Source organism: Advenella kashmirensis WT001, from assembly GCF_000219915.2.
Lineage (GTDB): Bacteria > Pseudomonadota > Gammaproteobacteria > Burkholderiales > Burkholderiaceae_B > Advenella > Advenella kashmirensis.
The window spans coordinates 3232583-3250647 of the sequence record NC_017964.1; the positions used below are offsets into that span (position 1 = coordinate 3232583).

Genomic DNA, 18065 nt, shown 5'->3' on the forward strand with positions numbered 1-18065 from the left:
GGGTTCGTTTTTTTTCGTCCCTTGCTAACCGAGGCGACCGCACAGCACCAGCTGCGGTCATAATGCCATTTTCGCCCGACGCCCAAGTCCTTATCACGATCCGCTTTCGACGCTGCGCATAAAAATCCGGATCACATTTGTCAAATGCACATGCATAGCCCGTCTGGCACCGTCTGCATCCTGCTGTTCCAGTGCAAGCAAGATATGATGATGTTCCAATTGAGACCGCAAGGGCATATCATCCGGTGTGTACAGTTGCTGTAGCCTGCCAAACAGCTCAGTATATTGTTTTCCCAGAAGATACCGCACAAAAAAAGCATAGGCACCATTTTCAGCTGCTTCGGCAATACGAATGTGAAACAGCCGGTCACCGATGTGATCCTGCGAGCGATTGAGATTATCCTGAACATTCATCAGGTACGCATCTTTAATTGCCTGCATTTGTTCATCGCTACGTCTTCGGGCTGCCAGCGCCGCAATTTCCGGCTCCAGCAAAAGACGCGCCTGCAGTAATTCAAATGGCGTCACTTCAGTCGCCGTAGCAAGGTGAGGTAACAACTTTGGATGCACTGGCGGGTCTTCATGATTTACCTGGGCCGGGTCACGTTGCCGCACATACACACCACTACCCAATCTGACCTCGACCCAACCGGAAACCTCAAGTGCAATAATCGCTTCCCGCACCGAAGTGCGACTTACCTGGAACTGGCTGGCCAGTTCTCTTTCGGGTGGAATACGACTGGAAACCGGATAACTATTATTCAGGATTTTTTCGCGGATGCTTGCGGCAATCCGTTGGTAAACGCGATCACTTTCCATGTATGACTCTAATAATTGATCGAAAAAACTTGCAAACCACTAAAATTTCGCCTAAATTGTACAGACCAATTAAATTGGCCTGACCAAATTAGATTAAATTTAAAAATTGGTCTGGTCGCGAGACATTATAGCGTTAGAGGAGACACCATGACAAAGATCACCCAATTGGAAGTGCTGGACATCCGCTTTCCGACATCAACGCTGCTTGACGGATCCGATGCGATGAATCCGGACCCGGACTATTCAGCCGCTTACGTCATCCTGCACACCGACGCCCCCTCTCTGGCCGGTCATGGCTTGACGTTCACCATAGGCAGGGGCAATGAAATTTGCTGCAAATCCATTGAAGCGATGCGTCATCTGGTCATCGGCCTTGATATGGATAGCGTCAAAGCATCTCCCGCCGATATGTGGCGCAAGCTCACCGGCGACAGCCAGTTGCGCTGGATCGGCCCCGACAAGGGCGCCATGCATCTGGCTACCGGCGCTGTCGTCAACGCCCTTTGGGACCTCTGGGCAAAAATGGAAGGCAAACCGGTATGGAAGCTGGTTGCTGATATGAGTCCGGAACAATTGCTCGATTGCATTGATTTGCGCTATCTGACCGATACCATTGGCCGCGACGAAGCACTACAGTTGCTCCGCGATCGTGCTCAGGCAAAATCGGAACGGGAAGCCTTGCTTCAGACCGAAGGTTATCCCTGCTATACCACATCAGCCGGCTGGCTGGGTTACAGCGATGACAAGCTGGCCCATCTGTGTCAGGAAGCAATTGATCAGGCTTCAATCACATCAAGCTCAAAGTCGGACGTGATCTGGAAGACGATAAACGCCGTGTCCGCATTGCGCGGGACATTATCGGTCCACAACGCAAGCTTATGATTGATGCCAATCAAATCTGGGAAACCGATCAGGCCGTCGACTGGGTTCGGCAATTGGCTTTTGCCAACCCTTGGTTTATTGAAGAACCCACCAGTCCCGACGATATCGAAGCGCACCGTCAAATCCGCCAAGCCATCGCCCCTATACAGGTGGCCACAGGCGAAATGTGTCAGAACCGGATTATGTTCAAACAGTTTATGAGCCGCCAGGCGATTGACATCGTGCAGATTGACGCCTGCCGCATGGGTGGCGTCAATGAAGTACTCGCCGTATTGCTGCTGGCTGCGAAGTTCAAGCTTGCGGTCTGCCCGCACGCAGGCGGCGTCGGATTGTGCGAGTACGTTCAGCATTTATCCATGATTGACTACCTGTGCTTTTCGGGAACACGCGAAGGTCGGGTCACCGAATACGTAGATCATCTGCATGAACACTTTGTACATCCGTGCGTGATCCGGAATGCGGCATATATGCCGCCCACAGCCCCCGGCTTCAGTATCGAAATGAAGCCCGAGTCTCGTCGCCAGTATGCTTTTGTAGCCTGATCTGCGCAAATCGAAAAATAACCACGGGACAGTTTATGATCGATACGCATGTTCACTTCTGGAATTACAACCGTGATGAGTTCCCCTGGATCGGCGACCACCAACCATCGCTGAAACAAAACCGCCTGCCGTGCGATCTAGCCGCACTCACCGCGGAACACATCACCGGTCTCATTGCGGTGCAGGCCCGCCCCACACTTAGCGAAAATAGTTTTCTGCTGCAACTGGCGCAGGACTTTCCCATCATCAAAGGTGTCATTGGCTGGTGTGATTTTGATGCCTGCATTGAACCGCAACTGGAGGCCGCTGCCAGCCATGCCCTGATTAAAGGCTTTCGCCATCTGATCCAGGACGAGCCGCAGCCTTCACTCTATCTGAGCGAACACGCCGGCCTGCAACATGGCGTTCGGGTAATGCAGCAGCGCAAGTACATTTATGAAGTACTCGCTCACCAAGCCGACCTGCCCGCGGTAGTCAGTTTCTGCATGCGCCACGACAAGCACTGGCTTGTCATTGACCATCTGTGCAAACCCGCGTTTGCGGGTCAGGCGGCGTTTGACTGGTGGCAGGTACATATGCGCAAGCTCGCTACTTTGCCGCACGTCGTAGTAAAAATATCGGGCCTGGTAACAGAAGCAGGAACAAATGCGTCTGCCGCTGATCTGCAGCCTTATGTCGACGCGGTCTGGACACTCTTCGGTTCGGAACGCCTCTTGTGGGGCTCTGACTGGCCCGTGTCGTCGGCAACCCATTCATATGCAGACTTGCTGGCCTACTGGAAAGAAAACACACGCCATCTGCCGCAAGCCGAAGCTCACCAGATACAACTGGCGACGCCTGTCAAAATATACCAACTGTAATTGAAGGACGAAAGAGACAAATGGATCTGAATTTGAAAGATAAAGTTATTATCGTAACGGGTGGCGGATCAGGCATTGGCGAAGCTATCAGCCTGACGCTGGCAGAGGAAGGGGCCATCCCTGTCATTTTCGCACGCTCACCCTTGTCACCGTCACTACACGAGAAACTGTCCGAGTCTGCATCAGGATATGCCTTCCGGCAACTGGACCTGATGGACGAGGCCGCGTGTCAGTCCGCGATCAGCACTACGGCAGAGCAATATGGTCGTATCGACGGCGTCGTCAACAACGCCGGAGTCAATGATAATATTGCGCTTACCGCAAGCGTAGATGAGTTCCGTCTGTCGCTTGAAAAAAATCTGGTGCACTACTTTACCATCGTTCACCATGCCCTGCCCTATCTGAAAAACAGCCAAGGCAGTATCGTCAATATAGGTTCAAAAACGGCCATCACCGGCCAGGGACAAACCAGTGGCTATTGCGCTGCCAACGGCGGGCGACTTGCGCTGACTCGTGAATGGGCCGTGGCGCTGCTGAACGATAAAATCCGGGTCAATGCCGTGATCCCCGCCGAAGTGATGACACCACTATACGAATCGTGGATCAGCAGCTTTGAAAACCCGCAGGAAAAACTGGCAGCCATAACCGCGCGCATTCCATTTGAAAAGCGCATGACCACACCACGCGAGATCGCCAACACCGTGGTCTTCCTGCTGTCGGATCGATCGTCGCATACAACAGGCGAATGTCTATTCGTAGACGGCGGCTATACCCACCTTGATCGTGCCATTTCCTGACGCAGAGATAAGGCATGACACTTCAACGATATTGCCTGGCTCTGGATCTGGTAGATGATCCGGAAAAAATCCAAACTTATATAGCGCTGCACAGGAAAATCTGGCCTGAAGTCAAAGCCAATATTTACGCTTGCGGCATCATGGACATGCAGATCTGGCACATCGGCACGCGGCTATTCATGATTATGGAAGTTGACGACACCTACAGTCCTCAGCACGCGGCCGCTATCGCAGCGACCGAGCCCAGAGTCAAGGAATGGGAAACCTTGATGTGGCAGTTTCAACTGCCAACGCCGTGGACGCCGACCGGCGAAAAATGGATAGCCATGGAAAAAATATTTGACCTGAAAATGCAATAAGGCATGTTGCTGTATCAGGTATGCCAGAACCATTCAAACCATACCAACGATAAAAAAATCAAGATCAACAACGGAGATATCAATGAAACACGCCATCACCGATCCTCGCTACCGCACCGGATTCATTTTGGTTACAACGCTCTTCTTTATGTGGGGCCTATCCTATGGTCTACTGGATGTGCTCAACAAACACTTCCAGGATGCTTTGCATATTTCCAAGGCGCAATCCGGGTTACTGCAGGCCGCATACTTTGGTGCCTATTTCATCATTGCACTGCCTGCTGGCATGTTCATATCAAAAAAAGGATATAAGGCCGGCATTATTACTGGTCTCTCACTCTATGCCATCGGCGCATTGCTCTTTGTACCCGCATCCAGCGCCATGACTTTTCCCTTTTTTCTGTTTGCATTATTTGTGCTGGCTTGCGGTCTGGGCTTTCTGGAAACAGCAGCCAACCCCTACGCATCAGCACTGGGAGCACCGGAGACGGCGGAAACAAGGCTCAATCTATCCCAGTCGTTCAACGGCTTTGGCCAGTTCTGCGGCCCGCTCATCGGCGGCCTGTTTTTCTTCGAAGGCACATCTACCGAACAGGCAGCGCCCAGAATGGTGCAGTTACTATCACTTATGTCGCTATTGCCGTTGTTGTCTTATTATTGATCATTCTGTTTGCTCGCACCAAGTTGCCGGATCTGCGCGATGTCGAAAGCGCACTCGACGAAAAAAACGCTTCAGCCAACCAGCGTTCACTCACCTCACACAGGGAGTTTATCGGCGGTGTGATTACTCAGTTCTTCTATGTTGCCGCTCAGGTTGGAGTGGGCGCATTCTTTATTAATCTCACTTTGGAGACTTGGAGTGGATTTGAAGCCAAAGACGCCTCATATCTGCTCTCGATAGGTTTGCTGGCATTTATGATCGGCCGCTTTGTCAGTACCGGTATCATGACACGCATTCCGGCTTCTCGCCTGCTGGCTATCTACGGGATTATCAACATCGTGCTCTGCGGCATCGTCATGACAGGCGCCCCGGGTGTGGCCAGTATTGCTGCCATTGGGATTTTCTTTTTCATGTCCATTATGTTTCCCACGATTTTTGCCATGGGCGTAAAAAACCTGGGGTCCAAAACAAAAATTGGCAGCTCGTTTATGATTATGGCCATCGTGGGCGGCGCCGTGATGCCTTACTTTATGGGAAAAATCGCCGACGGCCATCATACCGCGCTCTCCTACGGCCTGCCTTTAGTTTGCTTCATTATTGTAGCGGTCTACGCCGCACTGTATGACAGGCTTAGCGCCAAAACAGTATAAGCGATCAATATTTGCACATGCCTTGTGGTGTGGCCAGCGCAAGCTGGCCGCGTCGCACGTTATGACGAAGAAGATTCAACATAAATTGTGCGTTGCCGATCAGGTCCGGATGTAAGCCCATCCATCCTGCTGCAACCGGGCAAGTTCAAGAATAGCCCCATGTGCAAGCACCTGCAGTGGCGCTCTGTTCTGGCGATTGGCCCGATTCAGGGTGTTTGGACATAACCAGGTGATGGCATCAAGTGCCTCTTGCGGCTCATCCAGGGCAGCAATTGCCGCCTGGGCATTGAGCACGATTTTAACGTGTGCGCCCGGCTCCTCGCGCAACAGGTTGCCGGCATTGCTGCGGGCACGCTGCAGCGCATCTGCGGTTGGCGCATGCAGCACCACTTTCAGAACAGCTTGATCACTCATCACACTCCACCTTGAAAAAGTCCATTGTCTCATCAATAAACAACCGGCGCGAGCGTTGCCCGCCTGTACCCTGCCCATAGCAGCTCGGCCGCATGCCAAGCAACGCCCGGCACCCACCGTGCCGACGAAATTCGAAAATTGAATAATCCCGCCCTACGGTCGCATGATCCACTGCCTTCATCGGTCATATACGCATGAACGAAAAAACGATAAGAATACTGATAATCATTATTATTATTGTTATATAATTTGCCCTTTCCAAATTAATTGAAGGCCAGTTCATGAGAACCGCTCAGCCAGCACGGCTCGTTTCCTCCTCCGAAACAATATTGCCGACTTCGGCCTCGCTTATGAACCGGCTGGTGGTCAATACCCTGAGTGTCTCTGTCCTGGGATTACCAGTGGCGGCTTACGCCCAGAGCAGCGTCGTGCAGTTGACCCCCATCATGGCAAGCGCCGCCGAGGATGCGCTTCCCGTACCCTACGCAGGCGGGCAGCTCGCGCGCGGCGGTGGTCTGGGCGTGCTGGGTTCGTCTGATGTCATGGATACGCCCTTTAGCACCACTAATTACACATCCCAATTTCTTAACGACCAGCAAGCCCGCACACTGGCCGATGTGGTGGTCAACGAAGCATCTGTACGCGTGATGACGTCAACGGGCAGTCTTCAGCGAAGACTTCCAGATCCGAGGCTTCAATGTTGACAGCCGTGATGTCGGCTTTAACGGGCTATATGGTCTGGCCTCTTCCAACCGCATGCCGACGGCCATGATGGAACGGGTTGAAGTGCTCAAGGGGCCGGGTACCCTGATGTATGGCATCAGCCCAACGGCAGTATCGGCGGAAACATCAATATCGTAACCAAGCGTGCCGACGATGAACCCTTGACCCGACTGACGACCACATACGAAAGCAAGTCAATCCTGGGCGCGCATCTGGACATGGGACGCCGCTTTGGCGATGACAAGCAATGGGGTATCCGGTTCAACGGCGTATACCGCAATGGCAAAACAAGCCTGGACGACGGTCGCCAGAAATTTGCCCTTGGCGCATTATCGCTGGACTACCGCTCGGCCAAACTGCGATGGTCCCTGGACACATACGCACAACGTGAAAACGTTGATAACTTTCGTGCGCAGACCGGATTCCATCCAGATAATGCAAGTATTCCCGCCGCCCCGTCCGGTCATCGCGCCATCTATTCCGGCGCCGACCTGACGATTCGCGACTCCACCATTGCCTCGCGACTGGAATACGATATATCCGACCGGTTGATGGTATATGCCGCAGCAGGCTACCACTACGGCGCCAGTGAGCAGGACTTCCCTTCTGCACGCACGACCGATGCCGTCGACGATTTGGGTAACTTCCGGGTCATCAATTCATGGTATGACGCCTATTCGCGCAACCGAACTGCAGAGATCGGCGCGCGTGCGAACTTCAATACCTTCGGCATCAACCACCTGGTGACGCTGTCAGGCTCGATTCTCAAAACAGAAGCGGGTAGCTTCTACCTATCAGCGCCATTGAGTCAGAAGATCGACTCCAATATCTATGATCCGGTGCGATTGATTCCTATGACGGGCGATCGCCAGTCACCCAGCAGGAATTCAGAAACCCAGCACTCCAGCATTTCCCTGACCGACACGCTTTCATTTGCAAACGATCGCATCCTGATTACCGGCGGCCTGCGCAGGCAACAGGTTAAGTCGGAGAATTTCAACATCGCAGGTACGGTGACCTCATCCTATAATGAAAGCGCGGTATCGCCGCTTTTCGGTATTGTCGTTCGTCCGCTGGACAATGTGTCGATATACGGCAACTTTACCTCGGGCCTGAGCACGGGCGGTACGGCCCCGGCCACTGCTGCCAATGCCGGTGAAGTGTTTGCGCCGTACAAGTCCAAGCAGTATGAAGCCGGCGTAAAAGTAGACTGGGGTCGCATCATGACCACCGTCTCGGTTTTCCAGGTAGATCGTCCCAACGCAATTACCGACCCGGACACCAATATCTACAGTTACGACGGCGAACAGCGTAATCGCGGTGTGGAATTATCCGCTGTCGGTGAAGTGACCGACGGTTTACGCCTATTGGCCAGCGCCACTTTTTATAATGCCAAACTGCGCCGCACGGCGGGAGGCGTCAACCAGGGCAACCGGGCCAATGGCGTACCGAAGCGCACGTTCAACCTGGCAGCCGATTGGGACTTGCCCTGGGTGCCTGGCTTGAGCGTGGGCGCACGCGCCATTCACACTGCAGCAACCCCCTATGATGCAGAAAACACCCTCACACTGCCATCGTGGACACGCTACGACTTGAGTGCACGCTATCGCACAACATTCCAGGGTCGCCCGCTCACATTGCGTGCCAGCGTAGAGAACGTCTTTAACAAGAAGTACTGGCTATCGAGCAGTTCAAGACTGACCGTGGCCACTGCAGCAGCACCGCGTACCGTGCTGCTCTCGGCAGAAATGGAGTTCTGATCAGTGCGGTAGCAGCACTACTTTTCCTGAAGCAATGTTCCCCTGATCCAGTTCGGTAAATGCGGTCACACCGTCGTCAAGGGAACGTGTCTCTACCCAGGAAAGATCTCCAAAAGTGCCATTATGCAAGGCATTGACAGTGGCATACATGTCAGCCATGGTGTACGTATAGGTACCCAGCAAGGTGATTTCCGCAAGAGTCAACTTGCGCATATCAATTTCGCTACTCCAGTCCTGCAAGCCGATATGCATTATCGTGCCGCCTGGGCGTACGCTGTTAAGCGCAGTATTGCGCGTGGCTTTTGCCCCAACCGCATCCACGACCAGATCGTAGTAATCCTGCTGGGGTGTGGTCGCTATCGGGTCGATGGTCGCGCACCCGGCATTTTTTTCTGCGGATGCCCGTCGCAACGCATTGGTTTCGGCCAGATCCACGTGTTTGCAGCCGTAGGCGCGCAGCAAAATTGCCGTCAGCAGCCCAATTGCTCCACCTCCGATCACCAACACCCGCCCCTCCGGCAAAGGACGATGCATCGTTGCCATTGCCAGATTCAATGCATGCAGCACCGTGGCAGCAGGCTCAGTCAGGGCCGCCACCACAGGCTTCATATCGGCAGGAACGGGAATTACCGATTTGCCAGGCACCGACATAAATTGCGCAAACGCACCGGCCCGCGACATGCCTACCATGCCACGATTGCTGCATAAATTATCTCTGCCCTGCAAGCAATATTGACAGACACCGCAGGTAATCAGCGGGTTGACCGTCACTCTCTGACCAACTTTGATTGCGTCTGTTGCGCTTTCCGCTACGATGGCTGCCAGCTCGTGTCCCAGGACCAGGCCTGGCTTGCGTCTGGGATCGTGCCCATGATAGGCGTGCATATCAGAGCCGCAAATGCCTGCGGCCTCGATGCGCAGGACCACTTCCCCCGCATGCAATTCCGGCCGTGGCCGCTCTTGCAGCGCCATCTCATTGGGTGCGGTATAAACCAGTGCTTTCATTTGATAAAACTCCTTTTGTGCAGATCCGACTTCCGCCGGACCCGGTACTGAATCAAGATATTGAAGTTTGCGCGGCGCCTGCCGGTTCCCTGCGTGCGTATGTGACCTGGTCCGGCACATGCCGGGCAATCCACCGTGTGCACGCAACGCTAAGCAGACCAGCCGCCAGGACATACAGGCACAACAACCATGGATCGCCGCCATTTATATCGGTCAATACGGTTGCAATAATGGGCGTGAGCCCGCCTGCCACTACTCCTGCCAACTGGTACACAAATGAAATTGCGGTATAACGCACCTTCGCATCAAAGCACGATGAGAAAAATGACGACATGGTGCCAAACACCGCGGCATGGAATATGCCAAACGGAATAATAATGGCAAGCCAGACCAGATAGATATTGTCAGAGAATGTCTGCATGACATAGAACGCAGGGAAGGCCGAAAGCGATGCAAACAATGCGCCCAGCCCGTATACGCGAGCCTTGCCGACGCGATCAGCAACCGCTCCCCAGAATGGGATAAAGCAGGTCATCAATACGGCGCTCATCATCACGCCCAACAACGCATACGTGCGCGGTAAATCCAGTTCACGAGTCAGATAATTAAGTGAATAGACGCCGAACACATTAAAAAATACGCCGTCGATCATACGCGCACCCATGCATGCCAGTATCATGCGAGGATATCGGCGCAGGGTGTCAACCAGTGGCAGCACGGGCTTTTCAACGCTTTTTTCCGCAGTCGCCTTTTGTTTCATTGCTTCAAATTCAGGCGTCTCGGACACATGATTGCGAATATAACCGCCCACCAGCGCCATCAGGCCGCTTAACAGAAAAGCAACACGCCAGCCCCAGGATAGAAAGTCTTCATTGCTCAATTGCCAAGACAACAATCCCACCACACCGGAGGCCAGTACCAGCCCCAGCGACATACCAGTCTGGGGAATACTACTGAAAAATCCGCGTTGTGCTTGTGGGGCCGATTCATAAGTCATCAGCACCGCCCCACCCCATTCACCACCCAGGCCGATTCCCTGCACAATGCGAAAGAACAGCAATAGAATCGGCGCCCAGATGCCGATCTGCGCGTAGGTTGGAATGAAGCCGATTGCGACAGTGGCCCCGCCCATCAACAACAGCGTGAGCATCAGCATTTTCTTGCGACCGACCGTATCGCCGAAATGCCCGAATATGATGCCACCCAGGGGCCTGGCAACGAATCCCAGCGCGAACGTTCCGTAAGCCAGCATTGTGGATATAAATTCGTTTTCCCCGGGGAAATAAAGCTTGTCAAACACCAGCCCGGCGACAACGCCGTACAGGAAAAAATCGTACCACTCGATAATCGACCCAAACAGGCTTGATATCGTCGCCCGATGTAGATTACTGCGGGCCTGTCCATGTTCTGAATTGTTCATGCTGTCTCTGCTCCATAGCGCTTTTATTCTGTTTTTATATATATTGAGGAACGGCAAAATCCTGCCGCAAGAATACTGCCTACTTCGCTGTGTAACCTCCATCGACCATGATCACCTGTCCGGTGATATAGCTTGATGCCTGGCTGGCCAGAAACACGGCAACCCCATGCAAATCCTCCAACTGACCATTGCGACCAATGCAGGTTTGCGCTGCATGCTGCTGGCTCAGGCTAGTATCGCCAAAGACCGAGGCGGTCAGCGGCGTCGGAAAAAATCCCGGCCCAATTGCATTGCAGGTAATGCCATGCGGCGACCACTCCTGGGCAATGGCACGCGTCAGCTGTACTACGCCGCCTTTTGCCGCACCATAAGGGGCGCTATGTGCAAACGCGCGGTATGACTGCAAAGACGCAATATTGATGATGCGTCCCCAGCCATTGTTCTTCATCGCCGGCGCCAGCGCCTGGGTAAAGAAAAATGGCGCTGCAAGATGAAGTTCCATCTGCAAGCGCCAGGATTCGTAATCCACCTGCTCAAACGGCTGACGCAAATTAACCCCCGCCGCATTGACCAGAATATCGATCGTCCCAGCGCTGGCTACTGCCTCGCTGGCGCAAGCCTGCAGCGCCGAATGATCAGCCAAATCACAAATGCAATAGTGCGCCTTTATGCCATCTTCAGCCAGCAGCGCAACCTGGTCGCGCAACGGCTGCTCGCGACGGGCCACTAACACCAACTGTGCGCCCGCCAGCCCCAGCCCTCTGGCGATGGCAGCGCCAATGCCGGAGTTGCCCCGGTCACCAGGCTGTCCGGCCGGAAAGATCGAACAGAGCTCGATTTTTCATCATTGTCTCCTGTCCGTCGCCTATACAGTCACGGCCTGGCCGGAATCGAATGTTTCACCGGGAAAGTATTTTGCCAGGCGATCGTCCGCGGTACGAGCATGGGCTTCCATTCCCTCCAGCCGGGAAATGCGCGCGGTTACCTGACCGATCTGTCTCACGGCATCCTTGGACATACGCTGCCAAGTGAGTGTTTTCATGAATTTGTGCACAGACAACCCGCCCGAATATCGCGCCGCGCCCTTGGTCGGCAACACGTGATTCGGTCCACTGCATTTGTCGCCAAAAGCCACGGTGGATTCTTCACCCAGGAACAGCGAACCGTAGCACGTCAGACGCTCAAGCCACCAATCCAGATCCTCTGCCTGAATTTCAAGGTGTTCCGATGCATATCTATCCGAAACCTCTGCCACTTCCTCGCGCGTATCACAAATGATAATTTCTCCATAGTCACGCCAAGCAGCGGTCGCCGCGTCCCTGGCCAGACCTGGCAGTTGCTCGATAAGTTGCGGTATACGCTGCGCCACTTTGTTCGCTAGCGAACGCGAGGTCGTAAACAGCCAGGCTGGTGATTCGTGGCCGTGCTCTGCCTGGCCCACCAGATCACTGGCGACAATTTCCGGATCAGCAGTTTCATCGGCAATCACTGCAACCTCTGACGGCCCTGCGAACACATCAATTCCTACCTGCCCAAAAAGACTGCGCTTGGCCTCGGCAACAAATTTATTACCGGGCCCCACCACCACATCTGCGGGAGTCCCCGTGAACAGGCCAAAAGCCATGCTGGCGATTGCCTGTACGCCGCCGAGCGTCATGATGGTGTCAGCGCCGGCAGTGCGAAACGCGTACAACACGTAGGGATGCATGGCGCCACCACGAAACGGGCTGGAGCAGGCAATAATATTTTTCACACCCGCCGCCTTGGCAGTGGCCACGCCCATATAGGCAGACGCAATATGCGCATAGCGACCGGCCGGTGCATAACAGCCAACAACGTTTACAGGCAATACCCGCTGGCCAGCTGTCACACCACCCTGCAGTTGAACTGAAAACTCCTCAATAGACTCGCGTTGTCTTACTGCGAAGTCATAAACCTGACGTACAGCAAACTCAATATCGTTTTTAATGGCTGTGGGAATATCCCGAGTGGCCTGGTTGATTTGTGCTTCACTCATCACAATCTCTCCAGTCCATTTATCCAGCTTGCTCGCGTATTCGCGCACCGCGACTTCACCACCGGCCCGAATATCGGCCAGCATTTGGTCAACTACCTCCCTTGCAGCGCCTGTCTCCGTCTCTGGTGTCTTGTCTGCTTTCTTTAAGTATTCAATCGCCATTTTTCATCCTAAAATGTATTCGCTTTCATAAAAGCGAAAGATTTAATTAATATAGTACGTTGTATTTATTGAATATAATATTATGTCTCGAATAATTTTATACGCTATTGATCTACTAAATGTATGCGCTTACATTTTATTGTAGTTAAGGATTGCTAGCGCGTCAATGTTTAAATAATAAGTTTTCGCCAGGCAGCGGCTTATAATACGTTCTGTTTATGAACAAAGACAAAAGGCCAGCCATGAAACACCGGGCGCGCATCGCTGACGTTGCATCCCTGGCAGGAGTGTCAGTTGCCACTGTATCCCGTACCCTATCGAATCCAGACTCGGTCAAGCCCGCTACCCGCGAACGGGTCCAGCGTGCCATTGATGAGTTGAATTACTTTATGGATGGCTCAGCCCGCGCCCTGGCGTCGGGCCAAGGTCACACGGTCGGCATGGTTGTCCCCACTCTGGATAATTCAATATTTGCGCTGGCCGTCCAAGGCCTGCAAACGACGCTGGCTGCGCATGGTTACCAGCTCCTGATAGCAGCTCATGAATACAATCTCGAAACTGAAGCGCAACAGGTCCGTGCCCTGCTGGAAACACGAATAGATGCGCTGGTGCTGGTTGGCACACATCACGCAGAAACAACATGGGACCTGGTCCGGCGCAGTCGGACACCGTTGCTCGTTGCCTGGGCTACCCACGAAAGCTATCCATCGGTGGCTTTCGATAATCGCCTTATTGGTCAATTGGCAGCCGAACATCTTGTTGCACTGGGGCACAGGCAATTTGGCATGATTTCCGGCTACACCCGCCATAACGACCGGGCGCGACAACGTGCAGAAGGATTCATCAACACCTTGCAGCGCAACGACATTGCATTTGACAAACGCAATCTGATTGAACAGCCCTTTGGTTTTGCCGGGGGCCGCTCTGGTTGGGCGCGTTTGATGCAATTGCCCGTGCCCCCCACTGCCATTTTTTGCGGTAATGATGTATTGGCAATGGGATGCATGTTCGAAGCACAAAAACACGGGGTTCAATTGCCCCGGGATCTTTCTATTGTCGGCTGCGATAATTTGCCCATAGTGTCGCATCTACCCCCAGGATTGACCACGGTGCAGTTGCCGACTTATGAATTGGGTATTGAATGCGCCCATTCGATACTGGAATGGATCGAAAAGGATGCGCAACCGGTTTCCGTATGCCTGGATATTGAACTGATTGTCCGGGGCACTACGAGTCAGCCGCCAGAGGTGCCTATTGCCATTTCAGCAAACAAATCAAAATCCGGATAAATCTACAAGTGGCTGCAAGCACATATGGGCGTCATTGCGTGCTTCAATTGTAGAGAATACAGTGAGCCAGAGGATGATATAGAGAGGGCTCAAGTCAGAATGATCAAAGTTCTGGTGAATCTCTGCCGAACCTGGAAGCAAGAAATTCGATGTAGTTCAATCACCGCGTTGGGGAACAGAGCCTGGAACTAAGAAGCGAGGGGGGTCAGCGTAAAGGCTGGATGCAGTGCGCTCGGTGTAGTGTGTGGCGGCGCCTCATCCCGAGCATTCGGGTATAAGAGCAAGCGCTTGTTATACGGGCATCAGAAGCCTGTTTAAGATTAAATAAAAACCGGTGACCACAAAGCACAAACGCCCCGCAATGAATAATTGCGGGGCGTTTGAAGGAATAAAAAGCCTGACGATGACCTACTTTCACAGATGTCCATCACTATCATCGGCGCAAAGGCGTTTCACTGTCCTGTTCGGGAAGGGAAGGAGTGGGTCCACCTTGCTATGGTCGTCAAGCGTAAGCTGGTATGGCTTAGCGCTAGCTGGTTGCTATGCGTTAGCAATTTGGAAGAAGCACAAGCTATTATGTATTCGGCGGGGCAGATGAGTCAATCTTGCGTTGGTGATTGATTTTGCTGCAATTTACTTCAGTTTTTTGAACGACACTCAAACACTATGCTCAGCGCAGTCGTAGAACCATGACTTAACATGTCTACTTATAACCTGCAGAGTTATAGGATCAAGCCGCACGGGCAATTAGTATCAGTTAGCTAAACGCATTACTACGCTTACACACCTGACCTATCAACGTCCTGGTCTCGAACGACCCTTCAGGGGGGTCTAGCCCCCGGGATACCTTATCTTCAGACGAGTTTCCCGCTTAGATGCCTTCAGCGGTTATCTCTTCCATACATAGCTACTCGGCAATGCCATTGGCATGACAACCGATACACCAGAGGTATGTCCACTCCGGTCCTCTCGTACTAGGAGCAGGCTCCGTCAAGTATCCAACGCCCACGGCAGATAGGGACCAAACTGTCTCACGACGTTTTAAACCCAGCTCACGTACCTCTTTAAATGGCGAACAGCCATACCCTTGGGACCGGCTACAGCCCCAGGATGAGATGAGCCGACATCGAGGTGCCAAACACCGCCGTCGATATGAACTCTTGGGCGGTATCAGCCTGTTATCCCCAGAGTACCTTTTATCCGTTGAGCGATGGCCCTTCCATTCAGAACCACCGGATCACTATGTCCTGCTTTCGCACCTGTTCGACTTGTCAGTCTCACAGTCAAGCACGCTTATGCCATTGCACTATCAGCACGATTTCCGACCGTACCTAGCGTACCTTCGAACTCCTCCGTTACACTTTGGGAGGAGACCGCCCCAGTCAAACTGCCCACCATACACTGTCCCCAACCCGGATAACGGGCCTAGGTTAGAACCGCAAACAAACCAGGGTGGTATTTCAAGGATGGCTCCCTACGATCTGGCGACCGTAATTCAACGCCTCCCACCTATCCTACACAGGCCGGTTCACAATTCAATGTAAAGCTACAGTAAAGGTTCATGGGGTCTTTCCGTCTAGCCGCGGGGAGATTGCATCATCACAAACACTTCAACTTCGCTGAGTCTCAGGAGGAGACAGTGTGGCCATCGTTACGCCATTCGTGCAGGTCGGAACTTACCCGACAAGGAATTTCGCTACCTTAGGACCGTTATAGTTACGGCCGCCGTTTACTGGGGCTTCGATCAAGAGCTTGCACCCCATCACTTAACCTTCCAGCACCGGGCAGGCGTCACACCCTATACGTCCACTTTCGTGTTAGCAGAGTGCTGTGTTTTTAATAAACAGTCGCAGCCACCGATTCTCTGCGGCCCATTCGCGCTTTAACACGCTACTAGGGCATACCTTCTCCCGAAGTTACGGTATTAATTTGCCGAGTTCCTTCTCCTGAGTTCTCTCAAGCGCCTTGGAATATTCATCCCGTCCACCTGTGTCGGTTTGCGGTACGGTCATTGTTAAACTGAAGCTTAGAGGCTTTTCCTGGGACCACTTCCTATGACTTCACGAATAAATTCGCTTCGCACCAATACCTTGAATTACGCGGCCGGATTTACCTAACCACCTTCTCAGTACCAGTCACGGGTACAACCAATCACCCGCTCACATTCCGCAATCCGTCCCCCCATCGCATTTAACAATGGTGTTGGAATATTAACCAACTTCCCATCAGCTACGCATCTCTGCCTCGCCTTAGGGGCCGACTCACCCTGCGCCGATGAACGTTGCGCAGGAAACCTTGGACTTACGGCGAGGGAGCTTTTCACTCCCTTTATCGCTACTCATGTCAGCATTCGCACTTCTGATACCTCCAGCAACCGTCTCCAGCTGCCTTCACAGGCTTACAGAACGCTCTCCTACCGCTCGTGATAAATCACGAACCCGCAGCTTCGGTATATTGCTTAGCCCCGTTACATCTTCCGCGCAGGACGACTCGATCAGTGAGCTATTACGCTTTCTTTAAAGGGTGGCTGCTTCTAAGCCAACCTCCTGACTGTCTATGCCTTCCCACTTCGTTTCCCACTTAGCAATATTTAGGGACCTTAGCTGGCGGTCTGGGTTGTTTCCCTCTTGAGTCTGGACGTTAGCACCCAGTGCTCTGTCTCCCGCGCTGTACTTGCCGGTATTCGGAGTTTGCCATAGTTTGGTAAGTCGCCATGACCCCCTAGCTATAACAGTGCTCTACCCCCGGCAGTAATACGCGAGGCACTACCTAAATAGTTTTCGGAGAGAACCAGCTATTTCCAGATTTGTTTAGCCTTTCACCCCTATCCACAGCTCATCCCCTAATTTTTCAACATTAGTGGGTTCGGTCCTCCAGCACGTGTTACCGTGCCTTCAACCTGGCCATGGATAGATCATCTGGTTTCGGGTCTACACCCAGCGACTAATTCGCCCTATTCGGACTCGCTTTCGCTACGCCTTCCCTATTCGGTTAAGCTTGCCACTGAATGTAAGTCGCTGACCCATTATACAAAAGGTACGCAGTCACCCCACAAGGAGGCTCCTACTGTTTGTATGCACACGGTTTCAGGATCTATTTCACTCCCCTTCCGGGGTTCTTTTCGCCTTTCCCTCACGGTACTGGTTCACTATCGGTCGATCACGAGTATTTAGCCTTGGAGGATGGTCCCCCCATATTCAGACAGGATTTCACGTGTCCCGCCCTACTTATTCGACGCCTAGTACCACAGCAAAGATTTCGTCTACAGGGCTATCACCTGCTACGGCCGGGCTTTCCATCCCGTTCAACTACCAATGCTGCTATCTCGTCAAGGCTGTTCCGATTTCGCTCGCCACTACTTTCGGAATCTCGGTTGATTTCTTTTCCTCGAGTTACTTAGATGTTTCAGTTCACTCGGTTCGCTTCACTGTACCTATGTATTCAGTACAGGATACTGTCAAAGACAGTGGGTTCCCCCATTCGGATATCTACGGATCAATGCTTATTTGCTAGCTCCCCGTAGCTTTTCGCAAGCTATAACGTCCTTCATCGCCTGTGATCGCCAAGGCATCCACCATGTGCACTTAGTCACTTGATCCTATAACACTAAAGGCTATAGGAATTTACTGCTTCGTCTATACAGTGCCTTTTGAATTCACTGCATAAACATGCTGAGTTTTTGCGTTTGTGTGCCGTTCATCAATG

Annotated in this window: 14 protein-coding genes, 2 rRNA genes and 2 pseudogenes; 10 read left to right on the forward strand and 8 right to left on the reverse strand. The window is 52.8% G+C overall.

Annotated elements, in window-relative coordinates:
- Positions 1 to 93: 93 nt before the first annotated feature.
- Entirely contained in the window at positions 94 to 819 is a 726-nt protein-coding gene (locus TKWG_RS15175; RefSeq protein WP_014751680.1) for a FadR/GntR family transcriptional regulator, read from the reverse strand.
- Positions 820 to 966: 147 nt separating this feature from the next.
- Here TKWG_RS15175 and TKWG_RS15180 point away from each other — a divergent pair.
- The 6 genes and pseudogenes from TKWG_RS15180 (at position 967) to TKWG_RS25200 (ending at position 5570) form a co-directional block, all read left to right on the forward strand.
- Positions 967 to 2243: pseudogene (locus TKWG_RS15180) on the forward strand (L-fuconate dehydratase).
- 35 nt (positions 2244 to 2278) lie between these two features.
- Entirely contained in the window at positions 2279 to 3103 is an 825-nt protein-coding gene (locus TKWG_RS15185; RefSeq protein ID WP_014751683.1) for an amidohydrolase family protein, read from the forward strand.
- Between the two features lie 20 nt (positions 3104 to 3123).
- Positions 3124 to 3900, forward strand: a complete 777-nt coding sequence (locus tag TKWG_RS15190) for an SDR family oxidoreductase (RefSeq protein WP_014751684.1) — start codon at positions 3124 to 3126, stop codon at positions 3898 to 3900.
- A gap of 14 nt (positions 3901 to 3914) precedes the next feature.
- Complete coding sequence (locus TKWG_RS15195) at positions 3915 to 4259, forward strand: L-rhamnose mutarotase (protein ID WP_014751685.1); 345 nt, start codon at positions 3915 to 3917, stop codon at positions 4257 to 4259.
- An 82-nt stretch (positions 4260 to 4341) separates the two neighbouring features.
- The gene (locus TKWG_RS25195) at positions 4342 to 4920 is read left to right on the forward strand and encodes an MFS transporter (protein ID WP_238534190.1); all 579 of its coding nucleotides are present in this window, start codon (positions 4342 to 4344) and stop codon (positions 4918 to 4920) included.
- Positions 4921 to 4943: 23 nt separating this feature from the next.
- A complete protein-coding gene (locus tag TKWG_RS25200; RefSeq protein WP_238534192.1) occupies positions 4944 to 5570 on the forward strand; it encodes an MFS transporter in 627 nt (208 codons plus the stop codon).
- A gap of 99 nt (positions 5571 to 5669) precedes the next feature.
- Here TKWG_RS25200 and TKWG_RS15205 read toward each other — a convergent pair whose 3' ends face one another.
- A complete protein-coding gene (locus TKWG_RS15205) occupies positions 5670 to 5984 on the reverse strand; it encodes a DsrE family protein (RefSeq protein WP_014751686.1) in 315 nt (104 codons plus the stop codon).
- 281 nt (positions 5985 to 6265) lie between these two features.
- Here TKWG_RS15205 and TKWG_RS25205 point away from each other — a divergent pair, with 281 nt between their 5' ends.
- The 3 genes and pseudogenes from TKWG_RS25205 (at position 6266) to TKWG_RS15215 (ending at position 8467) form a co-directional block, all read left to right on the forward strand.
- Positions 6266 to 6688, forward strand: coding sequence for a Plug domain-containing protein (locus TKWG_RS25205; protein WP_238534193.1), 423 nt, complete (start codon positions 6266 to 6268; stop codon positions 6686 to 6688).
- Positions 6669 to 6749: pseudogene (locus tag TKWG_RS25210) on the forward strand (hypothetical protein); the annotation flags it as partial. The gene TKWG_RS25205 and the pseudogene TKWG_RS25210, both read left to right, overlap by 20 nt.
- Positions 6750 to 6868: 119 nt before the next feature.
- The gene (locus TKWG_RS15215; RefSeq protein WP_014751689.1) at positions 6869 to 8467 is read left to right on the forward strand and encodes a TonB-dependent receptor; all 1599 of its coding nucleotides are present in this window, start codon (positions 6869 to 6871) and stop codon (positions 8465 to 8467) included.
- Here the strand turns inward: TKWG_RS15215 and TKWG_RS15220 are convergent, their stop codons facing one another.
- From TKWG_RS15220 to hpsN, 4 genes are all read right to left on the reverse strand, one after another.
- Entirely contained in the window at positions 8468 to 9472 is a 1005-nt protein-coding gene (locus tag TKWG_RS15220; RefSeq protein ID WP_014751690.1) for a galactitol-1-phosphate 5-dehydrogenase, read from the reverse strand. It lies immediately after the preceding gene.
- Positions 9473 to 9524: 52 nt separating this feature from the next.
- Positions 9525 to 10892 (reverse strand): MFS transporter, encoded by a 1368-nt coding sequence (locus TKWG_RS15225; protein ID WP_014751691.1) that lies wholly within the window; start codon positions 10890 to 10892, stop codon positions 9525 to 9527.
- 79 nt (positions 10893 to 10971) lie between these two features.
- The gene (locus TKWG_RS15230; RefSeq protein WP_275450155.1) at positions 10972 to 11625 is read right to left on the reverse strand and encodes an SDR family NAD(P)-dependent oxidoreductase; all 654 of its coding nucleotides are present in this window, start codon (positions 11623 to 11625) and stop codon (positions 10972 to 10974) included.
- Between the two features lie 132 nt (positions 11626 to 11757).
- Positions 11758 to 13071, reverse strand: coding sequence for a sulfopropanediol 3-dehydrogenase (gene hpsN / locus TKWG_RS15235; protein ID WP_041709574.1), 1314 nt, complete (start codon positions 13069 to 13071; stop codon positions 11758 to 11760).
- A 242-nt stretch (positions 13072 to 13313) separates the two neighbouring features.
- Between hpsN and TKWG_RS15240 the strand changes: the two genes are divergently transcribed.
- On the forward strand, positions 13314 to 14360 hold the full coding sequence (locus TKWG_RS15240; RefSeq protein WP_050981736.1) for a LacI family DNA-binding transcriptional regulator: 1047 nt from the start codon (positions 13314 to 13316) through the stop codon (positions 14358 to 14360).
- A gap of 395 nt (positions 14361 to 14755) precedes the next feature.
- Here TKWG_RS15240 and rrf read toward each other — a convergent pair.
- Both rrf and TKWG_RS15250 read right to left on the reverse strand, forming a co-directional pair.
- A 5S ribosomal RNA gene (rrf, locus tag TKWG_RS15245) occupies positions 14756 to 14867 on the reverse strand.
- Between the two features lie 219 nt (positions 14868 to 15086).
- Positions 15087 to 17958, reverse strand: a 23S ribosomal RNA gene (locus TKWG_RS15250).
- Between the last annotated feature and the right edge of the window lie 107 nt (positions 17959 to 18065).